The sequence below is a fragment of the Caballeronia sp. GAWG2-1 genome (assembly GCF_023631405.1).
Classification (GTDB): Bacteria; Pseudomonadota; Gammaproteobacteria; order Burkholderiales; family Burkholderiaceae; genus Caballeronia.
The window spans coordinates 58,713-84,405 of the sequence record NZ_JALQDD010000039.1 but is presented as its reverse complement, the minus strand read 5'-3'; the positions used below and the strand labels follow the sequence as shown (position 1 = coordinate 84,405).

The 25,693-nt window shown below is 63.1% G+C and carries 22 protein-coding genes; 5 read left to right on the top strand and 17 right to left on the bottom strand.

Annotation, left to right across the window (positions count from 1 at the left end; genetic code table 11):
- Positions 1 to 30: 30 nt before the first annotated feature.
- On the top strand, positions 31 to 1,698 hold the full coding sequence (gene dacB / locus NCR98_RS26435; RefSeq protein ID WP_350029529.1) for a D-alanyl-D-alanine carboxypeptidase/D-alanyl-D-alanine endopeptidase: 1,668 nt from the start codon (positions 31 to 33) through the stop codon (positions 1,696 to 1,698).
- A 34-nt stretch (positions 1,699 to 1,732) separates the two neighbouring features.
- On the opposite strand, the gene NCR98_RS26430 is transcribed toward dacB, so the two are convergent.
- The 3 genes from NCR98_RS26430 to NCR98_RS26420 are packed head-to-tail and all read right to left on the bottom strand — an operon-like array spanning position 1,733 to position 5,373.
- Positions 1,733 to 2,836, bottom strand: coding sequence for a porin (locus tag NCR98_RS26430; protein ID WP_250527803.1), 1,104 nt, complete (start codon positions 2,834 to 2,836; stop codon positions 1,733 to 1,735).
- A gap of 54 nt (positions 2,837 to 2,890) precedes the next feature.
- Entirely contained in the window at positions 2,891 to 4,219 is a 1,329-nt protein-coding gene (locus NCR98_RS26425) for a uracil-xanthine permease family protein (RefSeq protein WP_250527802.1), read from the bottom strand.
- Between the two features lie 38 nt (positions 4,220 to 4,257).
- Positions 4,258 to 5,373: an aryl-sulfate sulfotransferase gene (locus NCR98_RS26420; RefSeq protein ID WP_250527801.1), complete on the bottom strand. Its 1,116-nt coding sequence runs from the start codon at positions 5,371 to 5,373 to the stop codon at positions 4,258 to 4,260.
- A gap of 103 nt (positions 5,374 to 5,476) precedes the next feature.
- Between NCR98_RS26420 and NCR98_RS26415 the strand changes: the two genes are divergently transcribed.
- Positions 5,477 to 6,430, top strand: coding sequence for a LysR family transcriptional regulator (locus NCR98_RS26415; RefSeq protein ID WP_244830425.1), 954 nt, complete (start codon positions 5,477 to 5,479; stop codon positions 6,428 to 6,430).
- 11 nt (positions 6,431 to 6,441) lie between these two features.
- Here NCR98_RS26415 and derI read toward each other — a convergent pair whose 3' ends face one another.
- From derI to NCR98_RS26355, 12 genes are all read right to left on the bottom strand, one after another.
- Entirely contained in the window at positions 6,442 to 6,894 is a 453-nt protein-coding gene (gene derI, locus NCR98_RS26410; protein ID WP_244830427.1) for a D-erythrulose-4-phosphate isomerase, read from the bottom strand.
- A gap of 43 nt (positions 6,895 to 6,937) precedes the next feature.
- Positions 6,938 to 7,699, bottom strand: a complete 762-nt coding sequence (locus tag NCR98_RS26405; RefSeq protein ID WP_250527800.1) for a triose-phosphate isomerase — start codon at positions 7,697 to 7,699, stop codon at positions 6,938 to 6,940.
- A 98-nt stretch (positions 7,700 to 7,797) separates the two neighbouring features.
- On the bottom strand, positions 7,798 to 8,751 hold the full coding sequence (locus NCR98_RS26400) for a D-ribose ABC transporter substrate-binding protein (protein WP_244830431.1): 954 nt from the start codon (positions 8,749 to 8,751) through the stop codon (positions 7,798 to 7,800).
- A gap of 69 nt (positions 8,752 to 8,820) precedes the next feature.
- Entirely contained in the window at positions 8,821 to 9,915 is a 1,095-nt protein-coding gene (locus tag NCR98_RS26395; protein WP_244830432.1) for an ABC transporter permease, read from the bottom strand.
- 27 nt (positions 9,916 to 9,942) lie between these two features.
- The gene (locus NCR98_RS26390; RefSeq protein ID WP_250468269.1) at positions 9,943 to 11,499 is read right to left on the bottom strand and encodes a sugar ABC transporter ATP-binding protein; all 1,557 of its coding nucleotides are present in this window, start codon (positions 11,497 to 11,499) and stop codon (positions 9,943 to 9,945) included.
- Complete coding sequence (locus tag NCR98_RS26385) at positions 11,496 to 12,152, bottom strand: DUF2291 family protein (protein ID WP_250527799.1); 657 nt, start codon at positions 12,150 to 12,152, stop codon at positions 11,496 to 11,498. Before NCR98_RS26385 ends, NCR98_RS26390 begins: the two co-directional genes overlap by 4 nt.
- A gap of 27 nt (positions 12,153 to 12,179) precedes the next feature.
- Positions 12,180 to 12,833 (bottom strand): dihydroxyacetone kinase subunit DhaL, encoded by a 654-nt coding sequence (dhaL, locus tag NCR98_RS26380; RefSeq protein ID WP_250527798.1) that lies wholly within the window; start codon positions 12,831 to 12,833, stop codon positions 12,180 to 12,182.
- On the bottom strand, positions 12,830 to 13,852 hold the full coding sequence (locus tag NCR98_RS26375; RefSeq protein ID WP_244830439.1) for a dihydroxyacetone kinase subunit DhaK: 1,023 nt from the start codon (positions 13,850 to 13,852) through the stop codon (positions 12,830 to 12,832). The genes dhaL and NCR98_RS26375 overlap by 4 nt, the downstream gene beginning before the upstream one ends.
- 10 nt (positions 13,853 to 13,862) lie before the next feature.
- Positions 13,863 to 14,795 carry a sugar phosphate isomerase/epimerase family protein gene (locus NCR98_RS26370; protein ID WP_250527797.1) on the bottom strand — a complete coding sequence of 311 codons (933 nt, stop codon included), beginning with the start codon at positions 14,793 to 14,795 and terminating at the stop codon, positions 13,863 to 13,865.
- 15 nt (positions 14,796 to 14,810) lie between these two features.
- Positions 14,811 to 16,319, bottom strand: coding sequence for a glycerol-3-phosphate dehydrogenase (locus NCR98_RS26365; RefSeq protein ID WP_244830443.1), 1,509 nt, complete (start codon positions 16,317 to 16,319; stop codon positions 14,811 to 14,813).
- A 21-nt stretch (positions 16,320 to 16,340) separates the two neighbouring features.
- Entirely contained in the window at positions 16,341 to 17,945 is a 1,605-nt protein-coding gene (locus NCR98_RS26360; protein ID WP_250511219.1) for an FGGY-family carbohydrate kinase, read from the bottom strand.
- On the bottom strand, positions 17,945 to 18,922 hold the full coding sequence (locus NCR98_RS26355) for a sugar-binding transcriptional regulator (RefSeq protein ID WP_244830446.1): 978 nt from the start codon (positions 18,920 to 18,922) through the stop codon (positions 17,945 to 17,947). The genes NCR98_RS26360 and NCR98_RS26355 overlap by 1 nt, the downstream gene beginning before the upstream one ends.
- Positions 18,923 to 19,100: 178 nt before the next feature.
- Between NCR98_RS26355 and NCR98_RS26350 the strand changes: the two genes are divergently transcribed.
- The 3 genes from NCR98_RS26350 to NCR98_RS26340 all read left to right on the top strand — a co-directional run bounded on the left by NCR98_RS26350 (position 19,101) and on the right by NCR98_RS26340 (position 23,304).
- The gene (locus tag NCR98_RS26350; RefSeq protein ID WP_250527796.1) at positions 19,101 to 20,618 is read left to right on the top strand and encodes an FGGY-family carbohydrate kinase; all 1,518 of its coding nucleotides are present in this window, start codon (positions 19,101 to 19,103) and stop codon (positions 20,616 to 20,618) included.
- Between the two features lie 15 nt (positions 20,619 to 20,633).
- Complete coding sequence (locus NCR98_RS26345) at positions 20,634 to 22,361, top strand: glycerol-3-phosphate dehydrogenase/oxidase (RefSeq protein WP_250527795.1); 1,728 nt, start codon at positions 20,634 to 20,636, stop codon at positions 22,359 to 22,361.
- A gap of 112 nt (positions 22,362 to 22,473) precedes the next feature.
- Entirely contained in the window at positions 22,474 to 23,304 is an 831-nt protein-coding gene (locus tag NCR98_RS26340) for a MetQ/NlpA family ABC transporter substrate-binding protein (RefSeq protein WP_250527794.1), read from the top strand.
- A gap of 169 nt (positions 23,305 to 23,473) precedes the next feature.
- Here NCR98_RS26340 and NCR98_RS26335 read toward each other — a convergent pair whose 3' ends face one another.
- A complete protein-coding gene (locus NCR98_RS26335) occupies positions 23,474 to 23,866 on the bottom strand; it encodes an EAL domain-containing protein (protein WP_250511217.1) in 393 nt (130 codons plus the stop codon).
- A 121-nt stretch (positions 23,867 to 23,987) separates the two neighbouring features.
- Positions 23,988 to 25,634 (bottom strand): carboxylesterase family protein, encoded by a 1,647-nt coding sequence (locus NCR98_RS26330; protein ID WP_250511216.1) that lies wholly within the window; start codon positions 25,632 to 25,634, stop codon positions 23,988 to 23,990.
- Positions 25,635 to 25,693 lie beyond the last annotated feature (59 nt).

The window sequence follows — 25,693 nt, the reverse complement described above, 5'->3', positions numbered from 1 at the left end:
TTGCGCTACAACCAAAAAGGATACGACGCAATGATGTCTTTCCGCTCGGCGATCAAGCCTTTGATGGAACCGACCGTCACGCGCTGCATGGCGCTGGCGTCCGCCGTGTTGCTGGCATCGTGCGGCGGCTCGGACCATACCGATACCACGGTGCCCGACACCATCATGCAGGTGATGAAAAAGCCTGCGTACAGCGGCGCGACGTGGACCATGCAGGTCGTCGATCTGGACTCCGGACATGTCATCTACGATCTCGACTCGGGCTCACAGGTGTTCATCGCGTCCGTGCGTAAGCTCTTCTCCACAGCCAATGCGCTCGACGTCATCGGTGCGCAGCATCGACTGGTGACGCCGGTCTACAAGCAAGGCACCGTCGATGCAAACGGCACGCTCACCGGCAATCTCGTACTCGTCGCGAGCGGCGATCTCACCATGGGCGGTCGCGCGAATCCGGACGGGACGATCGCGCTCACCGCGTTCGATCACAACGAAGCCAATAGTGTCGGCAACGCGCAACTGACCACGCCCGATCCGCTCGCCGGTTACAACGCGCTGGCCGCGCAGGTCGCCGCCTCGGGCATCAAGACGGTCAATGGCGATGTGGTGATCGACGATCGTCTGTTCGACGCGTTCGACTTCCGCGATGAATTCAACGTGACGCCGATCCTGGTCAACGACGATCTCGTGGATGTCGCCTTCAGCGCAAGCGCGCAAGGTGCGCTGCTGCCGTTCGTGTACCGGCCCCAGTCGGCGGCGTTCACGGTGCAATCGACGCTCACCACGGGTGCGCCGACGTCGGACTTTGCCGTCGTGCTCAATCAGGCATTCCCGGATGAGCCGCTCAACTGTATCGGCCAGGCTACCTGTGTCGGCGAAGTGAGCGGCACGGTGCCGGCGGGGGTTCCGCCCGCGCTGACCGGCGCGTATCCGCTGGTGCAGACGTTTCGCATCACCGATCCCTCCACATATGCGCGCACGGTGCTGATCGAAGCGCTCGCACGCGCGGGCGTAACCGTGACGGCCGCGCCCGTCAAGGCGAATCCGGTTGCATCCTTGCCGGCGCAAGGTTCTTATTCGAGCGCGCAACGGGTCGCCCAACTCACCGCCGCTCCGTATGCGCAGGATCTGCGTTTCGTGAACAAGGTCAGCTACAACATCGGCGCGGACATTACGCTGATGCAATACGGACTGGCGAAGAACGGCTCGCGCACCATGGCCACGGCGCTTACGACCGAACAAGGCGAACTGTCTTCGACCTTCGGCATTTCGCCGGACCAGTATCACTTCATCGACGGCAGCGGCGGCGGCGATACCACCGCGAACGCGAAGGCTGTCATCACGCTGCTGCGCGCCATGCGGCTCAAGCCCGACTATGCGACATATGTCGATACTTTGCCGGTACTCGGCGTCGATGGCTCGCTCACGACCGTCACCGGCTTCGAGGCCGATCCGACGCTAGCCGGTGCCAAGGGTCGTGTCTACGCCAAGACCGGCACGTATGGCGGTTTGAGCAACACCACACCGCCCGTGCCGCTTCTCAAGTCACAGGCGCTTGCGGGGTATATCGATGCAAAGAGCGGCCGGCGGCTTGCCTTCTTCCTGACCGTGAATAACGTGCCGTTCGTGGGCCTGGAGACCATCCTCGATGCTTTCCAGGACGAAGGCGAGATCGCGGCGCAAATCTGGAAACTGCAATGATGCGGCGCAAGCCGTGCCGAAAGATCGATCATTCTCAGAACAGGTGATGAATCCCGGCAAGACACACCACCTGCTTCCCACCCGAAGCCGCCCCGATGCCAAGCGTATTGGCCACCGCGCCGCCGCCCGCCGTTTCGAACATCACATCGGCATAAAGCTGGGTTGTCTTCGATAGCGAATACACATTGGCCGCTGTGAATTGCGTCCAGCGACGCGCGCTGAGCGTCGCCGTCCATGCGCCCACGCCGATTTCCTCCGCGGGTGTCACGCGCAGATTCGCGCCGCCGTCGATGCTGCGAAAATGTTCGCTGCCGCCCTTGGACGCGATGCGCATATCGGTTGCGAGCGCATGCAGCGTGACGCGCTCGAACCGGTACGAGCCACCAATACCCATCTCCCGCACCTGGCTCGCATTGAACGTGACGCCGGGCGCGAGCGTCTGACCTTCGAACGAAGTCAGCCCGAGCCCGCTGGATAGCGGCAGCAGCCGGTCGCGGTACTCCGAATACACCGCCACCAGTTTGAGCGGACCATTGGCATAGTTTCCACCGAAACTGATTGTCCGCCCGTTGGTATTGCTGGCCGACGCGCCCGGAAATCCATAAAGCGCGCCGACGCTCAGGCCGCGATAAGCAGCGCTCTTCCACTTGACCGTGCTCGATAACTGCACGGGAAGCGTGCTGCCGAGACCATCGAGATTGCCTGGATGAAACGCGGAAAAGTCGCCGAGCAACTGCGCTGTCGAAACCGAGCCGAGCCAGTCGAAGTTCCAGTCGGTTTGACGCCCGAGCGTGACCGTGCCGAGCGTCGCGTCGGACATTCCGACATAGGCTTGTCGATTGAAGAACGTCGTGCTGCTGGCGGATGCACCCGTCGTCGTGACAAAACCGCTTTCGAGCCTGAACAGCACCGAGCGCCCCGCGCCGATTTCCTCGACACCCTGAAAGCCGAAGCGGTCCGCCTGCAGGGTCCCTTGCTGCGCGATATAAGCCGACGAGCCGCGCAAATTGCTCACGTATCCAATACCCGAATCGATGCTGCCGTATAACGTGACGCTGCTTTGCGCGAATGCCAGCGGCGAAACGACGAGCGTGGTCAAACCCGCGACGAGTGTCGCGCGATGAGTTTTTGTTGTCATGCTGTCTGGGAGGAGCGTTAGAAGGAGAACTGCCTGAGCTCGAAAGTCCGGAAATCAGGTTGACTGAACCTTCTCCACCGGCGCGAGACGCCACGCGCCGAATATGAGATTGACGATGATCGCCGTCAGCGTGCCCGCCGCCATGCCGTTACCCATCACGATCTGCAGCGAGCCGGGAAGCGCTGCATAGACGTTGGGCACGAGTATCGGTAACAGACCCATCACGAGCGCCGCAGCCAGCGTGTACTGATTGCCGCGCGCGTGCAGATCGACCTTGCCGAGCAGGTTGATCCCCATCACGCCGATCATCGCGAAGACGATCAGCGCGGTGCCGCCGACCACGGGCGCCGGAATCGCGTAGGCAAGGCGTCCGAGCGGCACGAACAGCGCGATGAGCATCAGCATCACGCCCGCCGTCGCGGTGACGTAGCGAGACCGCACACCCGTGGTCTGCACGACGCCGATATTCTCCGCGCTCGTGATGATGAGCGACGTGCCGAGCAACGAGCCGATCAGCGACGCGAGCGCATCGCCGCGAATCGTGCGCGGTACGTCGCGGCGAACGTCGATCTTCCTGCCCGTGATCTCGCCGACGGCAACCGTCTGTCCAGTGGCTTCGGCCATCGAAATGACACTGAAGATCAGCATGGGAAGCGCGGCCAGCACGTCGAAGCGCGGCATGCCGAAGGGCAATAGCATCGGCCACGTGAAGAGCGGGCCGCTCCAGAGGCCGCTTAGCGACATCGAACCCATTGCCCAGGCGGCGAACGTGCCGATGACAAGACCCAGCAGCACCGCGAGCCTGCCCAGCGTGCCCTTGAAGAGACGCGCGACCGCGAGCGTGGCCACGATGGTCAGCAGCGCAAGTCCGAGCGCCTCGGGCCGCGCAAAGCCCGGCGTCCCCGGCTGCCCGACGACGATTCCGGCGTAAATCCGGATGAGACTGACCGAGACGAGCAGCAGCATGGCGCCCACGACCACGCGCGGAAAGAAGCGCAGACAGCGCGCGAATACCGGCAGCACGATCCAGTAGAAGAGACTGGTGAGGATCGCCGCGCCCGCCGCGGTACGCAGATCCGTTTGCATCGCGATGACGGCGAAGAGCATCGCGGGCGCGCCGCCCGGCACCATCACGAATGGCAGCCGCGCGCCCACCGGCCCCGCGCCGAGCGACTGTAAGATCGTGCCGGCGCCGCACACGAAGAACGTCGCGCCGATCAGATGCACGGTCATCTCGGCTGGCAGCGACAACATGCGCGACATCAGAAAGACCGCCGTAACGGGCGATGCGGCCATGGACAGCACATGTTGCAGACCGAACAGCGCGAGTTGCCATGCGGGCAAACGCGCGTCGACATCATGCGTGGCGGATTCAGCTTTCACGAGACCCCCATGGTTTCGAAGCGCGCGGCGCACGGCGCTCAAGCAGGCAACCATGGCAATTGCTCGCGGCGGTAGCGGAAGGTTTGAAAGACGCTGTTCAATTGCCCCGGACCTGTCTCGCGGGCCGCTTCGTCCGGGTATTCGGCGAACCACGGAATCACGTATTCCCATACCACTTCGCCTGCGGGCGTGACTTCGAAAAGACGCCCCGTCGCCGATTCGGTGATATGCGTGTTGCCGTTCGCGAGCCGCTGCGCGTTGCCCATGAACGCGCTGTAGAACATGTTGACCATGTCGTCGGCGTAAGACCATACGATTTCGTGCGTCGACGGATCGATCTCCAACACACGCGAGAATGCCACGTGCGCGCCCGCGCGAAAGTTGCCGTTGTCGAACGTGAGGATGTTGCCGTTGGCGAGCGCGACCGGCGCATGCTGATGCGAAATCACGTCCGGTGGGATATGCATGGTCACGTGGCCCGTTCGACGGTCGACCGCGATAATGCCCGACGTGGTGCGTAAGCTCATCAGCACCTCGCCTTGCGCATTCACACCGAGCCCGTTCACGAGCGGCCAGTGATAACGGCCGAAGCCCGGCGCGATAGGAAAGTCTTTCGGATCGAGATGCTCCCAGGCTTTCCATTCCCACACGAGTTCGCCCGCGCGATTCACTTCGCGGATCACGTCCGCGAACATGGGCTCGTCCGGACCATGCGCCGTGCCGCCCGGCACGCGATCGGCGAAACCCGCGGGCACCGGCGCGCACGCGGCGTACAGCAGGTTTCCGTTCGGCAGCCACTGCGCGTCGTGATGATGCGCCGGGTCCTGGTACCGCCACACTACCTCGCCCTCCGGCGTGGCTTCGTAGAAATCGCCGCCGTGCCACATCGACCAAGGCGCATATCGATCTTCCGAATCCGCATGATTGCCGTTGTAACCGAGATTGCCGTTCGGGAGAATCACCGCATGACGGCCGGGGCGCACCGGCATCTGCCATTCATGCACGACTTCGCCGCGCATATCGACGAGAAACACGCGCCCGCCTGCCGTTTGCGGCGCGATCAGTGTATAGCCGCCAGCGGACAGGTTCGGGTCGTGCGCTATGAGCCCGACGCCGCGGCGACGCTGGGTGATTTGATCGACGGTGGTAGTCACGGTTTGCTCCGTTAAGATGATGGAGCAAAATTTAGGCTATTCCACGCGTCAGTAAAACCTGATTGTTTTAAACGGGTCGTCAGAAAAATCCATACGGTAAGCCATGCGTCCGATATCACAGACCTTCCGTTGCTTCGACGAAGTCGTCAGGCGCGGTTCCATCCGCAAGGCGGCCGAATCGCTGCATCTGACCGCGGCTGCGGTGCATCAGCAGATCCTCAATCTGGAAGAACAGGTCGGCTCGCCGCTCTTCGACCGCTTGCCGCGCGGCATGCAGCTCACCACGGCGGGCGAGATCATCATCGCGGCCGTGCGGCGCGGTCAGCGCGATTTCGACAACGCGATGACTCAGGTCGAGGACTTGCGCTCGCTGCGGCGCGGACACGTCAATCTGGCCGTGTCGCCTTCGTCGGCGGAGTATCTGGTGCCCGGCGCGATTCAGGCCGCGATGACGCGCTATCCGGGCGTCACCTACAGCGTGCGTTCGGGTAACGGCGAAAACATCTTGAAGTGGGTGGAGACCGGTGAGGCCGACATTGGCTACGGCCTGCGTCGCAAGCCGCCGCCCGGCGTCGTGGAAGTGCGCGCATATGTGCAGCACCTCGGCGTGGTCACGCCACCGGGACATCCGCTCACGAAACTCCAGCGACGTCCGCGACTACGCGACTGCCTTGGCTATCCGCTCATCCTGATGTCGCCGGATACCGAATTGCGCGCGATGGTCGATCAGATCGATCACCGCGACCGGCGCAATGCGCGACCGCTCGTCGAAACCAGTTCGGTCGCCATGGTGCGCCGGCTGGTGGCGGATGGCATCGGCATCGGCTTTCTGATTGCGGAGAATGTCGCGGAAGACGTCGCCGGGGGCAAGCTCGCATGGACGCCGCTCGCCGATGCGGGCGCGCAATCGTCCAGTTGCCTGTATCAACGCTCCGATCTGACGACCACGGTCGCGATGGGCATGTTCCTGCAATTTCTCGGACAGGCTATCGAGCAAACCGAGGACCGCTTTCACACGTCGACGCGCCCCGTGCGCAAGCGCGGCGCACGGGTCTAGCGAGCACTATCCTAGCGATGATACTTGTCGTCGAGCTCGTTGATCGCGTTCACATTGCCCGCGCTGCGTCCATTCTCGTCGAAGGTATTGGCGAGAAACGAATCGGCTATGGTCTTCGCGACTTCAGGTCCGATCACGCGCGAGCCCATCGTGATGATCTGCGCGTTGTTGGAAAGCGCCGCGCGTTCCGCCGAATAAGTATCGTGGCACAGCGCGGCGCGAATGCCCGGCACCTTGTTCGCCGAGATGCTTACACCAATGCCCGTCCCGCACACGAGAATCGCGCGATCGTATTCGCCGCTCATCACACCAGAGGCCACGCGGTCCGAGAGATTGGCGTAAAACTCGTTCGGGCTCGCCTCATTGTGCGACACCTCGAATACCTCGAAGCGGTCCTTCAAATAATCCGCCAGCACGCGTGCAAGTCCCACTCCGGCGCTGTCTCCACCAATTGCTAGCTTCATGAGTATCTCCGTCGATTGTTCGATGCAGGTGGCGCATGCCAAGTCAAAGCACCGCGCCGACGCGTTTCAAAATATCCAGATAGCCGCTCACGCTCCACGCCGAACGGCCGATGAAAAGTCCATCGATGTGCGGGCACGCGGCCAGTTCCGCGCAGTTGCCCGGATTGACGGAGCCGCCGTACAAACAGGGAATGCTTCGCTCGAGCGTTTCCTCCGCCACTTTGCTGATCTCGGCTTGACGCGCATCCGCATATTCGGGACTAGCCGGAATGCCGCTCTCGCCGATAGCCCATACAGGCTCGTACGCGAGCAGAATCGGCGCCGTTCGTTGTTCAGGAGAAAGACGCGCCAACGCGCCGCGCACCTCGGTGGCCAACACGTCCGCAGCGCGTCCGCTCTCTTTGTCGGCGAGCGTTTCGCCAATGCAGATCAGCGGCGTCAATCCGTGACGCACGGCGGCCTCGACCTTGCGTCCGACGGTGTCGTCGGTTTCGCCGAAGTGCTCGCGCCGTTCGGAATGGCCGAGTTCGACGAGATCCATGCCGCAATCGACCAGCATCGGCGGGGAAATTTCGCCGGTCCACGCGCCCTCTTCGGCCCAATGCATGTTTTGCGCGCCGACCTTGACATTGGTCTCGGCGAGAATCGACTTCACTTCGCGAATCGCGGTGAACGGCGGAATCACGAAGCACTGGATTCGCGGGTCGTCAGGGCTCGCGAGCAAACCCTCGGCGAAAGCGATCGCTTGCGCCAGGGTCTTGTTCATCTTCCAGCTCGTGCCGACCCAGAACGGGGTATCAGACATGGTTAGGTTGTCGGACAGTGTGTCTTGCAAATGAGGCCGCGTCATGCGCCGGACGTGCCTCATGCCCGCCCGGCGCGCGGATGAAAACGCCTGCTAGGTCACTTCGAAAGCACGAACGGCGCGGTGTATTTCGACACGTTCGCCTTCGTGATCAGCACGCAGTCGAACAACTGCTTTTCGCTGGCGGCGCCCGTCTTGCCGGTCTTCAGGAACTGATCGGCTTCCTGCACGGCCTTGGCGGAAAACTCCGCGACCGGTTGCAGCACGGTGTACTGCAACTCGCCCGCTTTCACTGCCTCGACCGCGGCCGGCGAGCCATCGAAACCACCGACTTTCACGTTCTTCAGCTTGCCCGATTGCTTGAGCGCCGCAATCGCGCCGAGCGCCATTTCATCGTTGCCGCTGATCACGCCGATCACATCCGGGTGCGCCTGCAGCAGGCTCTGCGTCGCATTGAAGCCTTGCGTACGATCCCAGTTGGCCACTTGCGAGCCGACCATCTTCAGATCCGGATACTGCGAGAGCACCGACTTGTAGCCGTTGGACCGCGTCGCGGCGTTGTTGTCCGAAGGCGAGCCGAGCAATTCGACATAGTTGCCCTTCGACCCGACATCCTTCGTCCATTGCTGAGCACCGAGCGCCGCGCCTTGCGCGTTGTTCGACACGAGCTGCGCCTTCGCGAGCCCCGGCTGGTTGATTTCCGCGTTGACGAGGAACACCGGAATGTTCGCGGCAATCGCCTTCTTCACGGCGCCGACGGAGCCGCTCGCATTGGCCGGATCCAGAATGATCGCAACCGACTTGTTGGTGATGGCCGTGTCGATCTGCTGGCTTTCGGTGTTCGTGTCGCCTTTCGACGCCGACACGTTCGCGCTATAGCCCAGCTTCTTGGCTTCCGCCGCCGCGATGTTGCCTTCGGCGAGCCAGTACGGATTGGCGGGATCGTTGACGATAATGCTGATCAGCCCGCCCGCCGCCTGAGCCTGGCTCGCAAACAAGGGCGCAGCCACGGCGAGGGCCGCAAGGATCAAGGTCTTTCTCTTCATAGTCATGGCGTGTCTCTTTCTTGGGTTGGTGTTGGCGCAGGACTTCGATATTCTTCTCGCGTGCCGGAGGTCGGGCTATGCCTTGCCGCCGCCTTGCGGAGAAGCCAGTGGGCCGCCGGTCGGCGTCGGACGCTTGACCTTGCGGCGATATTGAATGGCGTTGAGCAACACCGCGAGCACGATGACCGCGCCGGTGAATACCGTTTGCCAGTAAGACGAGATGCCGATGATCACGAGCCCGTCGGACAGAAAGCCGATCACGAACGCGCCGAGCAACGTGCCGCGAATGTTGCCGGTGCCGCCCATCAGCGATGCCCCGCCGATCACGACCGCCGCGATGGCCGTGAGTTCGTAGGTCGTGCCCGCGGTCGGCCCGGCGGACGTGAGCTGCGACGAAAGAATCAGTCCCGCGATAGCCGCGCACATTCCCGACAGCATGTACACGCTGATCAGCACGCGCTTCACGGGCACGCCCGACAATTCCGCCGCGCGGTCGTTGCCGCCGGACGCATAGAGCCAGCGCCCGAAGGCCGAGCGATTGAGCGCGATACTGCCGAGAATCGCGATGATCGCGAGAATCAGCACGCCCACCGGCACGTTGAACAAGCGGTCGAAGCCCAGGTAGTCGAAGCCGGTATTGCCCAGGTCCGCCTGACCGCCCAGGTTGTTGTACGTGAGGCCATTGGTCATGAGAAGGGCGAAACCGCGCACCACGTACATCACGCCGAGCGTGGCGACGAAAGCCGGCACCTTGAAGCGCGCAATGAGAATGCCGTTCACGAGCCCGATGAACGCGCCGAGCGCGCAGCACAGCACCACCACGACCCAGACCGACGGGTACATGACGACCCCGAACATGTTGAGCGTCACGCCTTGCATGAAAAAACCCGCGACGACGCCCGACAGCCCGAGCGTCGAACCCACCGACAAATCAATGCCGCCGTTGATGATCACGAGCAGCATGCCGATCGCGAGAATCCCGTAGATAGCCACGTGTGAGGCCATCGTAAGGAAGTTTTCTACTGCGAAATAATTCGGCGAGAGAAACGAAAAGATGATGATGATGGCGATCAGCGCGAAGAAGGCGCGTCCTTCGAGCAGCACTTTGCCGAGGTCGAACCCTTCGCCGGACGATCCGGAGCGAGTCGATGTTTTGGCGGCGTCGTTCATGTTCAATGTCTCCAGGCATGTTCTGATTCAGGCGACCACGGCTTCGCCGGAGGCGGCCATGATGTCGTCCTTGTTGGCGTCGGGGCCGAATTCCGCGGAAATCTTTCCGCGCCGCATGACGATGATGCGATGCGCAACGCTCAGGCATTCGCCCACTTCCGACGTCGAATACACGACGGCCAAACCCTTCTTCGCGTTCTCGGCGAGCAGACGAAAGACTTCCGACTTCGCACCGATGTCGATGCCGCGACTGGGTTCGTCGAGCAGAATGACGCGCGGTCCGGTTGCCAGCATCTTGCCGATCACCACCTTCTGCTGATTTCCGCCCGACAGCGAACGGATCGAAGCGCCCGGGCCCGAGGTCTTCACGTGCACGTTGCGGATCGACTGGCCGACGAGTTCACGCTCGACCGGCGGTGACATCAAGATGCCCTTCACGAAAGAGCGGATGCTCGCGAGCGACAAGTTCGAGCCGACGCTCATCGTCGGCACGAGGCCGTCGCGCTGACGATCTTCCGGCACCAGCACGAGCCCACGGCCAATGCGCTGCGCAATACTCAGCCCCGCCATGCTCTCGCCTTCGAGCCGAATGGTTCCGCCCGTCACCGGCAGCCGCGTGCGTCCCGCGACCGCTTCGAGCAGTTCCGTGCGGCCCGCGCCCATCAGTCCGTAGATGCAGACGATCTCTCCCGCGCGCACCTTGAGCGACAGACGATCGACCACGGACACGCCTGAGCCGGATTCATCGGCGATGCTGACATCGTCGATATCGAGCGCGACTTCGCCGAACTCGTAGCCGGTCGGCGGCGAGCCGAGGTCGAAGTTCTCGCCCACCATGTTGCGCACGATCCATCCGAGGTCGATGTCCTTGCGCTCCGCCGTCGCGGTGATGCGGCCATCGCGCAGCACCACGGCATAGTCCGTGACCTGCAATGCTTCTTCCAGATGATGCGAGATGTAGACGATCGATACGCCCCGGCTCGTCAAGTCGCGAATCACCTTGAACAGCACCTCCACTTCGGATGCGCTCAGCGCCGAAGTCGGTTCGTCCATGATCAGAATGCGCGAATCGACCGACAACGCCCGCGCGATCTCGACGACCTGCTGCTGACCGAGGCGCAGATCGCGCACCAGCGTCATGGGGTCGACGTCTTCTTCGAGTTCCTCCATCAGCGCGCGCGTCTGCCGCGCTTCTTCGGCGAAGTTGACGCCGGTCGGCGTGCGCAGCTCGCGGCCCATGAAGACGTTGTCGCGCACGCTCAGGTTCGGCGCGAGACTCAGTTCCTGATGAATGATCGAGATGCCGTGATTGCGCGCATCCGTCGATGACGTGAACGCCACGCGTTCGCCATCCAGCTCGATTTCTCCGGAGGTCGGCTTTTCCACGCCGGAGAGGATTTTCATGAGCGTCGACTTGCCCGCGCCGTTTTCGCCGAAGAGCGTCGTGACCTTGCCGCGATGAATCTCGAAGTTCACGCCCTTGAGCGCATGCACGCCGCCATACGACTTGACGACATCGCGCGCAGACAGCAGCACGCCATCCTTCGCCGCGCCCTGTTCGTTGGTTGGATCGATGGTGCTCATTTCGCGTCCAGCTTCACAGGAGTGACGAGCCAGCCGTTCGGATTGATCAGCTGGAACACGCCGACGACATCGACTGTCTTGCCCGTCAGCTTGGCGGTATCGACCTTCGACAGAACCTGTTTCTTCATCTCCGTGTTGATGGCGTAACCGGCGTTCTGGTAGTCGATCTGATTCGTGAACTGCCCGAAGCTGATGTCGCCCGTGGCATCGCGCAAGTCGGTGCCGTTGATCGCCGGTCCCGTCTGCACGCGTATGACGAGCGAATCGGGCAGGCCCGGCACCTTGACTTCGTACACGCCGGAGTCTTCCTTGCCCGCGACACCCGAGAACTTCACCGACATTTCAGGACCGATGCCGCCGCCCGCGATGCCGTATTGCTTGCCCGCCGCGTCCTGATCCTTGGCAATGGCGGCGGCCAGCGCCGCCGCATCGACGGCGCGCTTTTCTATCGCGGCCTGCGTCTTCGGAAACTGCTTCTTGCCGTAGGCTTCCGGCTCGAATTCCTTGGTCTGCGTATCGGCGCCGGAACCGATCTTCACGATTTTGGTACTCATGGCCATCGCGATCAGCAAAATGGCCAGCAACACGATGCCGATCACAACGCGCATGCCGCGCTTGCCCTGATGCTTGATCGACGGAGTCATTGCGCTCATTGGCTCACCTCGCGGCTGTCCATTCGTTCAGTGCGTGTCATGTCTTCCCCAGTTTTCTGCAATCACGTTGATGACCATCGCGGCGGAGGCCGCGCCCGGATCGATGTGACCGATGCTGCGTTCACCGAGGCGCGCCGATCTTCCCTTGGTCGCCACCATCGCCTTCGTGGATTCCGCGCCCGCGTTCGCCGCTTCGCGAACGCGCGTCAGGATCTCGCTCACGGACAAGCCGTCCGCCATGCCTTCTTCGGCTGCCGAGGCGGCAGGCGCCCACGCATCGACCATGGTTTTTTCGCCGACTTCCGCCTTGCCGCGCGACCGGATGCCTTCGGCCATCGCGACGATCAACCCCGGCGCGTCGTTCAGCGGCAATGCCTGACGCGCACCCGCCGCCTTCGCCGCGCGCATGAACGCCGTTGCGTAAAGCGGCCCCGACGATGCGCCGACCGCGTTGAGAAAACCCTTGGCCGCGGCGTTCCACTGATCCGCGAACGTGCAGTCGGACGGTAATGCGTCGATGGCCCTCGACGCGGCAGAAAAGCCCTGCTCCATCGCGATGCCGTGGTCCGCGTCGCCGATCACGCCGTCGAGCCGGCACAGTTCGTCGCGCGCCGCCGCAATGGTGCTCGCGAGTTCGCGGAACAGTTGCGCGTTGTCGGCGGTGGAAAGCGCGGACATCATGCGGCCCTCTGCTGAAACATCGCGCACTCGCACGGATGATCGATGAGGCGCTGCAATTCATCGTCGAGATGCATGACGGTGATCGACGCGCCCGCCATTTCCAGCGATGTGCACAGCGGCCCCACGAGCGTGCGATGCACGACGAGTCCCGCCTCCTGCAAGCGCTGCGAAACGCGCCGGTTGAGAATGTAAAGCTCCATGAGGGGCGTCGAGCCGAGCGAATTCACGAGTACCGCCACGCGGTCGCCCTTGGCCGCGCCCATCTCGGCGAGGATCGCATCCATGATTTCGTCGGTGATGTCGTCGGCCGTGCGCAAGGCTTCCCGGCGCATGCCCGGTTCGCCATGAATGCCCATGCCGATTTCCATGTCGCCGGCGGCAATCTCAAAGTTCGGTTGACGCGTCTGCGGCAGCGAGCAAGGCGCGAGCGCCACGCCGAGCGTGTACGTGCGCGCATTGGCATGGCGCGCGACGCGCTCCACCTCGCCGAGCGGCATCATCAGGTCCGCCGCGGCGCCCGCTGCCTTGAAGATGAACACGTTGCCCGCCACGCCGCGCCGCGTCTCGCGCTTGTCGCGCGGCGCGGAGGCGATGTCGTCGGTGGTCAGCACGGTGCGCGCCTCGACGCCGTCGAGTTCGAGCAGTTCGGTCGCCATGTCGAAGTTCATGACATCGCCCGCGTAATTGCCGTACATGAACAGCACGCCCGCGTTGCCATGCGCGGCGAGCGCGGCATCGACGGCCGGTTGCGGCGGCGGCGAAGCGAAGACGTTGCCGATCACGGCGGCATCGGCGAGACCGCGGCCGACGAAGCCCAGAAACGTCGGCTCGTGTCCCGATCCTCCGCCGATGATCAACGCCACCTTGCCCTCACGCGGCCCGTTGCGCGCGATGATCGCCCGGGGCGCGCTGTCGCTGCGCGTCAGCAGATCGCCGTGCGCGGCCATGACGCCTTCGAGCATCTCGTCGACGGCGGCGTCGCCATCGTTGATCAGCTTTTGTGTCATCGTGCCTGGCATGTCTGACTCCTCAGATGTTGAGATCGGCGATGCCGGTGTCGAAATGCGGCGCCCAGAACGCCACCGATTCGGCGATCTGCGCGACGACCTGCCGATCCGTCGGCTCGCGTTCCTTGAACGAGAGTTCCAGGCAAATTTCGTTGTCGCGCCCGCCGCCCGCGTGCAGCGCCTCGATGAGCGGTTCTGGCTGAATGCGGCCGCGCGCGTTGTACTCCGCGGTGAACGGGCGATGCCCGCCCTTGTCCATCAACGACTGCTTGATATGGATGATCGGCGACACGCGCGGCACGGCGCGCGCCCACGCATAGGGATCGAAGTCGTCGGGGTTGGAACTGGTGACGTCGCCGTGGTCGATGTCGGCCATCATCCACATGGGAATGGCCATGTTCGCGGCGCTCAGGCGGTCTTGCAGCGCCATGCACGCGGCGATGGTCTCGCCGAATTCGCGGGCAATGGACATCGGTTCCCAGAACACGTATTTCAAGCCGGCCGCTTTGGCATGCTCGGCGACTTCGGCCCAGCAATCGATCGCGGTTTGAAGCAGCGCGTCACGCCGTTGCGGATCGTCGAAATCCCTGTAAGTGAAGATCGCGAACTGCGTGCCGATGGAGTCGCCGCCCAGATCGGCGGTGATATCCGCAAAGGACTTGAACCAGTCGATGTAGTAGCGGCGCACGTCTGCATCCGGATGACCGAAGTGATTCAGACGGCCATACGGCCCGGTCATGCCCGAGGTGATCCGCACGCCGGTGCGCGTCATCGCCGCGCGCATCTCGCGCGTGAGCCGCCGCGTGGTTGCCGCCGGCCACGACGGATTGATGAACTCGTGCGTCAACTGCACGTCGCGGATTTTCATGTCGTGCGCGATGGTGTCGATCAGGTCGCCCGGTTCGGCGAAGCGGTTCACCAGCGGATTCGTGTTCAGTGCAAGCGTGAATGCCATGTTCGTCTCGTGTCTTTAAGCGGATTTACGCACGAGGCCGTCGAGCCAGGCTTCGAACGCGGACTTCTGCGCGGCGCTCATGTGCAAGCCATGCTTGGTGCGCCGCGTGAGCATGTCGTCCGCCGACTCGGCCCATTCGTGCGACATCAGGTAGCGCGCTTCCGCTTCGTGGAAGTTCGGTCCGAACTGCTGGCCGAGACCGGCGAGCGAGGTCGCGCCGTCGATCACCTGCGAGGTCAGCGTGCCGTAGGTTTGCGTGTAATAGCGCAGCAGATTGCGCGGCAGCCACTCGTAGCGGCTTTGCAGACTCGCCATGAAGCGCGGCACGTCGGCGCCTTCCATGTCGCCGCCCGGCAGCGTCGCCGATGAAGTCCAGTCGGGGCCCATCTTCGGGAAGGTCGGCTGCAGCTTTTGCAGCGCATGTTCGGCGAGCTTGCGAAACGTCGTGATCTTGCCGCCGAAGACATTCAGCAAGGGCGCGCCGCCGCTGGCGTCGAGATCGAACACGTAGTCGCGCGTGACCGCCGACGGATTGCCCTTGCCGTCGTCGTAGAGAGGACGCACGCCCGAGAACGTCTGCACGATGTCTTGCTTGCGTAACGGATGCTTGAAGTAGCGGTTCACCGCCGTCAGCAGATAGTCGATTTCCTCGTTCGATATCTGCACGGTTTCCGGCGCGCCGTCCCACGGCACATCGGTCGTGCCGATGAGCGCCTTGTCGCCCTCATAGGCGTTGATGAAGATCACGCGCTTGTCGTGGTTCTGCACGAGATACGAGTGCGGACCGTCCCAGAACTTCGGCGTAACGATATGACTGCCCTTCACGAGCCGCACCTTGCGCGTCGACTTCGCGCCCGCGCGCCCGATGACATCCGATACCCACGGTCCCGCCGCATTGACGAGCGCGCGTGCGTTCACGACGCGCGTCGATCCCGTGCGCGTGTCGCGCAGTTCGACGCGCCACGCATTGCCCTCGCGCCGCGCGCCGATGCATGCGGTGCGCGTGAGCACTTCGGCGCCGCGCTTGGCGGCATCGACGGCACTCAGCACGACGAGACGCGCGTCGTCGACCCAGCAATCGGAATACTCGAAGCCACGCCGGTACTCGTCCTTGATCGGCGCGCCTTCCGGATTGCGCCACAAGTCGAGCGAACGCGTGCCCGGCAGCTTCTTGCGGCCGCCCAGATGGTCGTACATGAAGAGGCCCGTGCGCACGAGCCATGCGGGACGATCACCCGGACTATGCGGCAGCACGAAGCGCAGCGGCCAGATGATATGCGGCGCGGCATTGAGCAGCACTTCGCGCTCGATCAGCGCCTCGCGCACGAGCCGGAATTCGTAGTATTCGAGGTAACGCAGCCCGCCATGCACGAGCTTGCCGGAACGCGACGACGTGCCCTGCGCGAGATCGTCCTTCTCGCACAGAATCACCGAGAGTCCGCGGCCCGCCGCATCGCGCGCAATACCCGCGCCGTTGATGCCGCCGCCGATGACACACAGGTCCACCCTATCCTTCTCGCTCATCTCAGCGTTCCATGTTCGACGTTAGTTGAGGCCTGCGGCTAGCGCGTTCGGCCGATGCCGCGATTTCAGCAACCGCGCCGTTTCATCCCAGGTCGGTACGAGCGCCTCGCGCGCCTTCCGATACGCGGGAAAAAGCTGCGCATACAACTGCGTCAGTTCCGCATCGGGCGCTTCCACTTGTCCGAGCAGCGGCGTCACCCATTGCGCGATGCACGTGTTCATGTCGGGATACACACCGAGCGCGACCGCCGCCATCATCGCCGCGCCCGCCGCGCCCGCTTCCTCGCGCAGCGAGATACGCACCGGCGCGCCGACCACCGCGCCGAGCACGCCGCGCAACGCGCGCGAACGCGTCGCGCCGCCGGTGAGACGCAGTTCATCGGGCATTGGAATGCCCATCGACGTATAGCAATCGCGCGCGGCCATGCCGAGCCCTTCGACCACCGCGCGAAACAGATCCGGGTAGCGGCTCTCGCTCGTGAGTCCGATGAAATCCGCGCGTGCGTTCGGGTCCACGAAAGGACCGCGCTCGCCGGCATCGGAGATATAGGGGTGATACAGAAGCGCACCGGGACGTCCCGACTGCAGCCATCCGTCGATACACTTCATCCGGTCGCCGTGCGAAAGGCTCGTGCCGAACTGCGCGAGCAGATCGCACGCGAGATTCAACACCCAGTCCACGTTCAGCGTCGCCGCCATGTTCGACTGCACTTGCGCCGACATGCCCGGCACCGGCAACGCGATCACGTAACCCGTACCTTCCGCGTTCAGATGGATGTCGGCGTTGTGCATCGCGCGCATGTGCATGCCCGTGGAGCCGACGATCGAGCAACTCGCGCCCGTCGCGCCTTCCGTGTGAATGCCCGCGCCGAGCGCCGTCAGCACGATATCGACGAAGCCCAGACACACGGGCGTGCCTTCGAGCAGGCCGGTCGCGGCGGCGGCGTCTGACGTCAGCGGATGCATGATCTCCGTGCCGTCGATGATTTCCGGCAACAGGTCGCGCCACGCGGTGAGGCCGAGCGCTTCGATCACCGTGTCGTCGTATTGGCGCGTGCGAAAGTCGCCGTAGGTGAAGCTCGCCTCGGACGGATCGGTGGCGCGCACACCGGTGAGATTGAGATACAGCCAGTCCTTGCAATGCAGTGCCACTTCGGTGCGTTCGAGCACTTCGGGCGTCGTCGCGGCCATGTGCGCGATCTGCGCGCCCTGACTGCACGCGGCGAGTCCCGTGCCGGTCGCCTGGAACCGCGCGCGGCTCGCCGGTCCTTCCTGCAACAGCCGCACCGTGTTCGCGGCGCGCGCGTCGAGCCATAGCCATGCGTCGCTCGCCGGCTTGTTGCCTGCGCCGACGAGCCATGTGCCGTCGCCTTGACCCGTCACCGCCAGCGCGCGCGTGCGTTGCGCGAGACCTTCGATCTTCGCGCCCAGATCCCGCAAGGTCTTCGCGCAGTCGCCCCAAGTTTGATCGAGCGATTGAGTCGCCGCGCCATCGGGGCTCGTGGTGTAGCGGTTCGGCACCGAGGCGACGGCAATCTGCCGTCCCGTCAGGTCGAAGGCCACGGCCTTGATGACCGAGGTCCCCGCGTCGATGCCGATGAGAAGGTCGCGTGCGTTCTCGCTCATCACGCCGCCTCCGTCGCGACAGGTTCCATCTTCAGCGCCAGCGCCGAGGCTTCGTCGGTGATCAATCCGCTCAGAAGGCCGCTATTGAGCACCGCGCGAATCGCCGCGATCTTCGACGCGCCGCCCGCAATCGCGATGATGCGCCGGCCCTTGAGGTCGTCGAGTTCGGGCGCGACCGTGCGCGCCGCCAGCGATGTTTCGACGGATTGGCCGGTATCGCTGAAAAAATGTCCGAGCAATTCGCCTTGACCGCCCTTGTCGCGCACTTCCTGAATTTCGTCGGGCTCGATCATTTGCGATGCGACGAGTTGCGCGTCCGCATTCACCGATCCGATACCGACGACCATCAGATCCGCATGCGCCGCCATGTCGAACACTTCGCGCACGCCACGCTGCGCCAGCAACACTTCGCGATCCTCGGCCTTGTTGGCGAAAAACGGCAGCGGCAGCACATACGACACCGCGCCCGTCTGCTCGGCGAGCCGGTGAATCACGTCATACGGATTTGCCGTGTATTTGCGCGTGACGCCGCCAAGCAAGGACACGAAGCGCACCGTGCCCGCGTCCAGGCGCGGAATGTTCTCCACGACGGCCGCGAGCGTTCGCCCATGTCCTATGCCGATCACGCCGCCTTGCCGCGTCGCGATCTCGCGCTGCATGAAGTGCGCGCCAGCGACGCCAAGGGCACGCAGCGGCAGATCGCCTTCGTTCAGATCGGGGACCACTTCGCAATAGCTAAGACCGAAGCGCTGCGCAAGCTCCGCTTCGAGCACGACGCATTCGGCGACATCGCCGTCGATGGTGAACTTGACCGCGCCGCTCTGATTCGCTCGCATGATCAGCCGATGCGCCTTGACACTGCTCACGCCGAGACGAGCCGCGACGTCGGCCTGCGTCTGACCGGCGGCGTAGTGCAGCCACGCCGCGCGAATCGCAAGACTGTCCTCGGCGTCACGCCTGTCGGCGGATTTCGTCATGTCGTCTCCGTGCGCACATTGAAGTGATATTTTTTCTACGTGCTGAAATTTTTTTCACTGTAAGCACAATAGGCAACCCGATCCTCGATTACCATCCGCTATAACCCTAGATAAGCATCGCGCAGTCCGAAGGCGGAATGTCGGCTTGACGCGATGCAACAAAAAATTCGGAGACACGATGGAGACGTATCTGCTTGGCGTCGACAGCGGTTCGACAGCCACGAAGGCGGTTGTTTTCGACACGGCCGGGCGCACCGTCGCGGTGGGCAGCCGGCGCGTCGAACAGCGGCAGCCGCGTGCGCGCCATGTCGAACGGGACATGCGAGAAACCTGGGATGCGGCCTGTGGCGCCATTCGCGATGCGTTGAGCGAGATTGCGCCTGGTTCCATTGCGGCCGTCGGCGTAACCGGACACGGCGATGGGCTCTATCTCGTGGATTGCGCGGGCGCGCCGCTCGGCGCCGGCATTCTCTCGCTCGACAGCCGCGCCTTCGACGTCCGGGAACGCTGGCGCGAGGAAGGCGTGCTGGAACGGGCGCTGTCATTGACCGGACAGCAGCCTTATCCGTACGCCGCCGTCAGCCTGCTGAAATGGATTCAGCTCAACGAGCCAGCGCGCTTCGCGCGGATCGGCCATGTCTTGTTTTGCAAGGACTGGCTGCGGCTCTGTCTCACGGGCGTCCCCGCCACCGATCCAACCGAAGCCAGTTCGTCCTTCACCGATGTGAACACGCAGCAGTACAGCGCCGAGGTCATGGCGCTGTACGGCCTGGGGACTATCGGCCAGGCGCTCGCACCCATCGTCGCGTCCACGGCGCAGGCCGGCCGCGTGACGGCGCTTGCCGCATCGCAAACCGGCTTGAAGGAAGGCACGCCCGTCGCAACCGGGCTGCACGACGTCACGTCGAGCGCGCTCGGCATGGGCAACGCCGAACCGGGCGTGTTGTCGGTGACGGCGGGAACGTTCAGCATCAACGAAATACTGTCGGATCGGCCGCAACTCGATCCGCGCTGGTCGTGCCGTAACGGCACACGGCCCGGCCAGTGGATGAACATGTCGATTTCGCCCGCTTCGTCGAGCAATGTCGATTGGGCTTTGCGCGAACTCTTTCAGCACGAAACGCAGGAAGCGGCACGGCGCGGATGCTCGCTGTTCGATCTCATCGGCGACGAAGTGCAGGCGGTGTCGGCCGAACCGAGTTCGGTCATGTTTCATCCCTTCCTGTTCGGTTCTCCGTTCGAGCAGCCGGCGAGCGCGTCGTTCTTCGGCTTGCGCTCGTGGCACCGGCGCGCGCATCTGGCGCGTGCGGTGCTCGAAGGCATGGTGTTCAATCACCGCTGGCACATCGAAGCGTTGACGAGCGCTTTTCCGGCGCATCGTGCGGGGTTGACGGGCGGTGGATCGTCGAGTCCGTTGCTTGCGCAGTCGTTCGCGGATGTGCTTGGCATCGCTATCGACATACCCGAAAGTCAGGAGGCGAGCGCGCTCGGCGCGGCGCTTTGCGCAGGCGTCAGCGTGGGCGTTTTCGATTCGCTTGCCGATGCCGTGGCGCGCGCCTGCCGCGTTGCGCGCACGCATGAGCCGGACCCGCAACGCCACGCGAAGCTCGACGACGCGTACGCGCTCTGGTCGCAACTCATCGCCGCAGTTCAGCCCTTGTGGCCCGCGCTCGACCGCGCGGCCACCTCGCATTGAAGCCGGAGAATCTCGATGACAGAACGAAACCGCAATTTCTTTCTCGACCGGTTGAAGCAGAGCCCGAAGATCGGCGTGTTGATCGTGGGCGGCGGCATCAACGGCGCGGGTGTGTTTCGCGATTTATCGCTGCAAGGCGTCGACTGCCTGTTGATCGACAAGACCGACTTTGCCGCCGGTGCGAGTAGCGCGCCATCGCGGCTCATACACGGCGGCGTGAAGTATCTGGAGACGGGCGAGTTTCGCCTCGTCGCCGAGTCGACGTTGGAGCGCAACCTGTTGCTGAAGAACGCGCCGCATTACGTGCTGCCGCTCGAAACCGTGCTGCCGATTCACTCGTACTTCGGCGGCATGGTGGCGTCCGCTCGACGCTTCTTCGGCATGAAGGCCAAGCTTGCGGATCGCGGCGCGATCATCTCGAAGATCGGCCTTGCCATGTACGACTTCTTGGGACGGCACGACCGCACGATGCCGCGTCATCATCTCGCGACGCGAGCGCAGTCGCTTAAAGACCTGCCGCTGCTCGATCCGGCAATCAAGGCGACCGCCACGTATTACGACGCCAAGGTGACGCAAGCCGAACGCCTGAATTTCGAACTCGTCGCGGACGGGCTTGCCGCGTGCAAGCAATCGGCGGCGGCCAATTACACGAGCGTGGAGCGCGTCGAGGGCGGCGTCGTGTGGTTGCGCGACCTCGTAACGGACGAGCTCGTCGCGGTGCGGCCCGAGGTCGTCGTCAACGCGGGCGGTGCGTGGATCGACAGCGTGAATGCTTTGCTCGGCATAAAAAGCAAGTACATCGGCGGGACGAAGGGTTCGCATCTGATCGTCGATCACCCCAAGCTCCATGCGCAACTGCGCGGCCGCATGGTGTACTACGGCTCGAAGGACGGGCGCATCTCGCTCATCTATCCCTTCATGGACAAGTTGCTGATCGGCTCGACCGATATCCGCACAAGCGAGCCCGACGCCGTGCGCTGCGAGGACGATGAAGTCGCCTACATGCTCGGCGCGCTGCGGGAAGTTTTTCCACGCGTGGTGTTGAACGAAGCGAACATTGCGTTCCGATACAGCGGCGTGCGCCCGCTGCCCTATTCCAATGCCGCCGATCCCGGCGATGTAAGCCGCGATCACGCGATGCATGTGGATCGTCTTGCCGGCACGCAAGTCCCAGTTTTATCGCTCGTCGGCGGCAAGTGGACGACGTTTCGCGGATTCGCCGAAACGGTCACCGACGACACGCTCGCACGCCTCGGACGCTCACGCGCGGTCCGCACGCGTCACACGGCGATCGGCGGAGGCCGCGATTTTCCGCGCGATGCGTATGCACGGGCCGAATGGATCGGCAATGTCGTTCGACAGTATGGGGTGTCGGCCGAGCGTGCCGGCGGCTTGCTCACGCGCTATGGCACGACTGCTTCGGCCGTCGCGGCCTTTTGCGCGGGCGCACCGGATCGGCCCTTTGGCAGCGCATCGGACTTTACGGTGCGCGAGATCGAGTACCTGTGCGCGCATGACATGGTCACGCGTCTTGCGGACCTATTCTTCCGTCGCACGACGATCGCGATCTCCGGACATCTGACGAACGCGCTGTTGCTCGAAGGCGCGGAGATCGCGGCACAGGTGCTGGGTTGGGACGAACTTCGCAAGCAGAAGGAAATCGATACGACGCGTCAAGCGGCTCGCGAGCGGCATGGCATTGCGCTGCCCAGAGTCGAACTCGCGCGACAGACTATCGATTGATGCGGAGCCTCCCGGTTATCGCATTGCGGACTAAGGTTAGCTCGATCAATCTGTTCCGCCCGCATGGGTTGCGTTGATACGATTTCTGCTTTCGTTCAGCCCACTCATTCCCATGATTGCATCGGTAAAACTCAGGACGTTCCTGCTCGCGCTGACGTTGAGCCAAGCCGTCTTCATCTCGCCCGGCTTCGCCGCGGACAATACCGCGCACACACTGCGCGTGGGCTTCGTGCCCGGCCCTTACGCGGACGAGTTTCGTCAGGGCGTCGAACCGCAACTCTCGAAGAAGGGCTACACCGTGCGCTACGTCGAGTTCAGCACCGGCCTGGAAGCGAACCAGGCGGTGTATCGCGGCGAGATAGCGGCCGACGTGATGCAGCACAGCGTGTATCTGAAGTCCTATAACGACCGCAACGGCACCGATCTCGTCGGCGTGGTGCAAGTGCCCACGCCACCGATGGGCCTCTTCTCCACGAAGCACCATGCGCTTGCCGAGGTCCGGAAAGGCGCTACGGTTGCCGTGCCCAACGATCCCGTCAATCTGGAACGCGCGCTCAAGATCCTTCAGCGTATCGGCTGGATTCGCATCCGTCCGAATCCGAATCCTGTCGATGTAACCGAGCGCGACGTGACCGATAATCCTGCCGGCATCAAGCTCGTGCTGCTCGAATCGGCACAGGCGCCGCGCGCGTTGGAAGACGTGGATTTTGCGGCGATTCAGGGCAACTTCGCGGTATCGAGCGGACACGCCCTGACAACGGCGCTGGCGCTCGAGGAGATGACTTCGCCCTACGTGAATCAGGTCGTGGTGAAAGCCGCGAACCAGCATTCGCAGACCACCGACGATATCGTCGAAGCGTATCGTTCGGATGCGTTCAGGCAAGCCATCGTCGGCAATCACGCGTATGACGGCTTTCGGCTGCCCGACTATTTTCCTCGATGACTTCGAGCGGCGCCCCCTTCACTGCTGTGCGCGACTGCTCGAAGCGAGCAATCGTTTGATCGAAGCAAGCCCACGTCCGTGCGCTGGCGGCATGGATGTCCACGCATCGGCTTGCATCGGAAATGTCGTCGAACGAGAAAGAACGGATGAACGTGACTTGCGGATGAGTTCACGCGAAACGCAGATTGCTCTCCTCGACCCCACCCGCGAGCCAGAGTTCGAGCTTGGCCGGCGGCAGCGGGCGGCTCAAATGAAATCCCTGCGCAAGATCGCATTGCAACTCCCGCGGGCGCGTCATCATTTGTTCGCTCTCGACATCTTCGGCCACGACCTTCAGTCCCATGTTGTGCCCGAGATCGATGGTCGAGCGCACGATGGTCTCGTCGTCTTTATGATCCGTGATGCCCATGACGAAGGATCGATCGATCTTGATCTCGTGCACGGGCATGCGCTTCGGGTACGACAAAGAAGAGTATCCCGTGCCGAAGTCGTCGACAGACAGGCGAATGCCGAGCGCATGCAGACGGTCAAGGGTTTCGATAGCATGGTTCGGGTCGTCCATGCGTTGGACTTCGATCCGGTGATCGATGCCGCGCACCGAGCAGCAGCCAGCGAGCGGGCACCGACGCGATTGCGGAATAACGGCGCATGAGTATGAAGCGCCGTTTTCCCACATCGATAAATCAGGCAGTCAGATTCACGGGCAAGTCCACGACATGCCAGTACGACGCATATTCCGGCCCTCGCGGCGCACTCGATAACTTTTTGGTGAAGCGCACATAAACCTTGAGCGCAGTGCCCGTGTAAGTGTCCGCGAGAGCGATCCTCAGGTAGACCTGCTTGCCATCGAGAACATTCGGCGTCGCAAGCGAGTTATTGACGTTCGGGCCGCCGCCGTTCGTCAAGTTCACCGTGCTCGGTCGGGCAATGGGCGCCGGGCTCGCCTGATTCGTCAAGACGATGCTCGTAACCTGCCCCGCCATCACGGCCCATTCCACGGTCCAGTTCGCGTTGAAGGAGGCGAAGTCGTCCCCGTACGCACCGGTGTAGCCCTGAATGGTCATGCATAGCAATTGGCCGGACTTGAGACCCGCGGTTGCCGTCGTCGCGCTGTCATAGGTGGTCTGCGTTTCGTCGCCGATACGAAAGCGTCCGATCACATAGCCGCCGCTGCTCGTTCCGTTCACCGTGGGAACAGCAAGCCGGGTCTTGATGGTGTCCCAGGTCGGATTGTCCTGTGGCTCGGTCCACGTTGCGTACGGTACGTCGGTAGCCCAAGTTGGCACATCCGGTAATACCGAGCGGCCCGCCCACTGATAGGCGGAGAAGGGGCTGACCTCGGTAAGCACGGGGCCATCGAAGCCCACACCCTTCTTCTGCGTGAGGAGCCAGTCCTGCCACGGATAAACACTCGTAACGGGCGTGGCCGGGAAATACTGCGTGCCCGACAGCGCGTGCGTTCCCGTCACCACGTCCAGCTTGATGTTGCGTTTGCCGAGAGCGGACAAGTCGTTGTACACCCGGTACGCTTCGTTCACTGGAATGTACTGATCCTGCGCCCCGTGCGCGATATAGAGGTTGACGTCCTTTAACTTGGTCAGGTCTGCTTCGTTGCCCCAGGTCGTATGGACGACCGTTCCTGAATTGATGAAGAGTGCCGCGAACAGATCGGGTTGCAACGATGCCGCTTCGTAGGACCAACCCGCGCCCTGCGAGATGCCTGTTGCGTATATGCGCGTCGAGTCGACATTGCCTACGCGCGTCGAGATGGCCTTCATCAACTCGCCGATGGCGTTCATATAGACCATCTCGGCGTCGTAGTTGACGCACGCTTCCCAAGGCAAGGTCACCGTCACGATGTATGACGGATACTTCGCCTGCAAGGCCGCGTTTGCGAAATCCGCCGCGCCGTTGGAGGCATAAAAGTTGGTCGTCATGTTGGCGTCGTTGCCCAACCCGCCCAGCACGGCCACCAGCGGATATGTCGTCGATGCCACCGTTTTCGGCGTGTAAAGCCGCACGTACATCTGGCCGACGCCGTCGTTTGCTGTCCCGACTGCATCCAGCGTTTTGTCGATGGGAAACGTCCACTTGTACCATTCGAAGTCGGTGTAAGTGTCTGGATTCGCGGCTTTGGCCGTTGGATCGAGCGCCAACGTCCCTGAAGATTTGGATGAATCGTCTCCGCCCCCGCCGCACCCGACGAGCAACGCGAGCGGCGCGGCGCCGAGTAATCTGGCAAAGTCTCGCCGACTCATGCCTTCGCGACGCGCATCGCTCGCTTTTACGCCGTGCTTCTGGCTCGCGTCATCGTCCGGTTTCCTGAACATCGTCTCTCTCCTCGTTTGAATGCATGGATCGAACGCATGAGCTAACGTGCCTTCGGTCG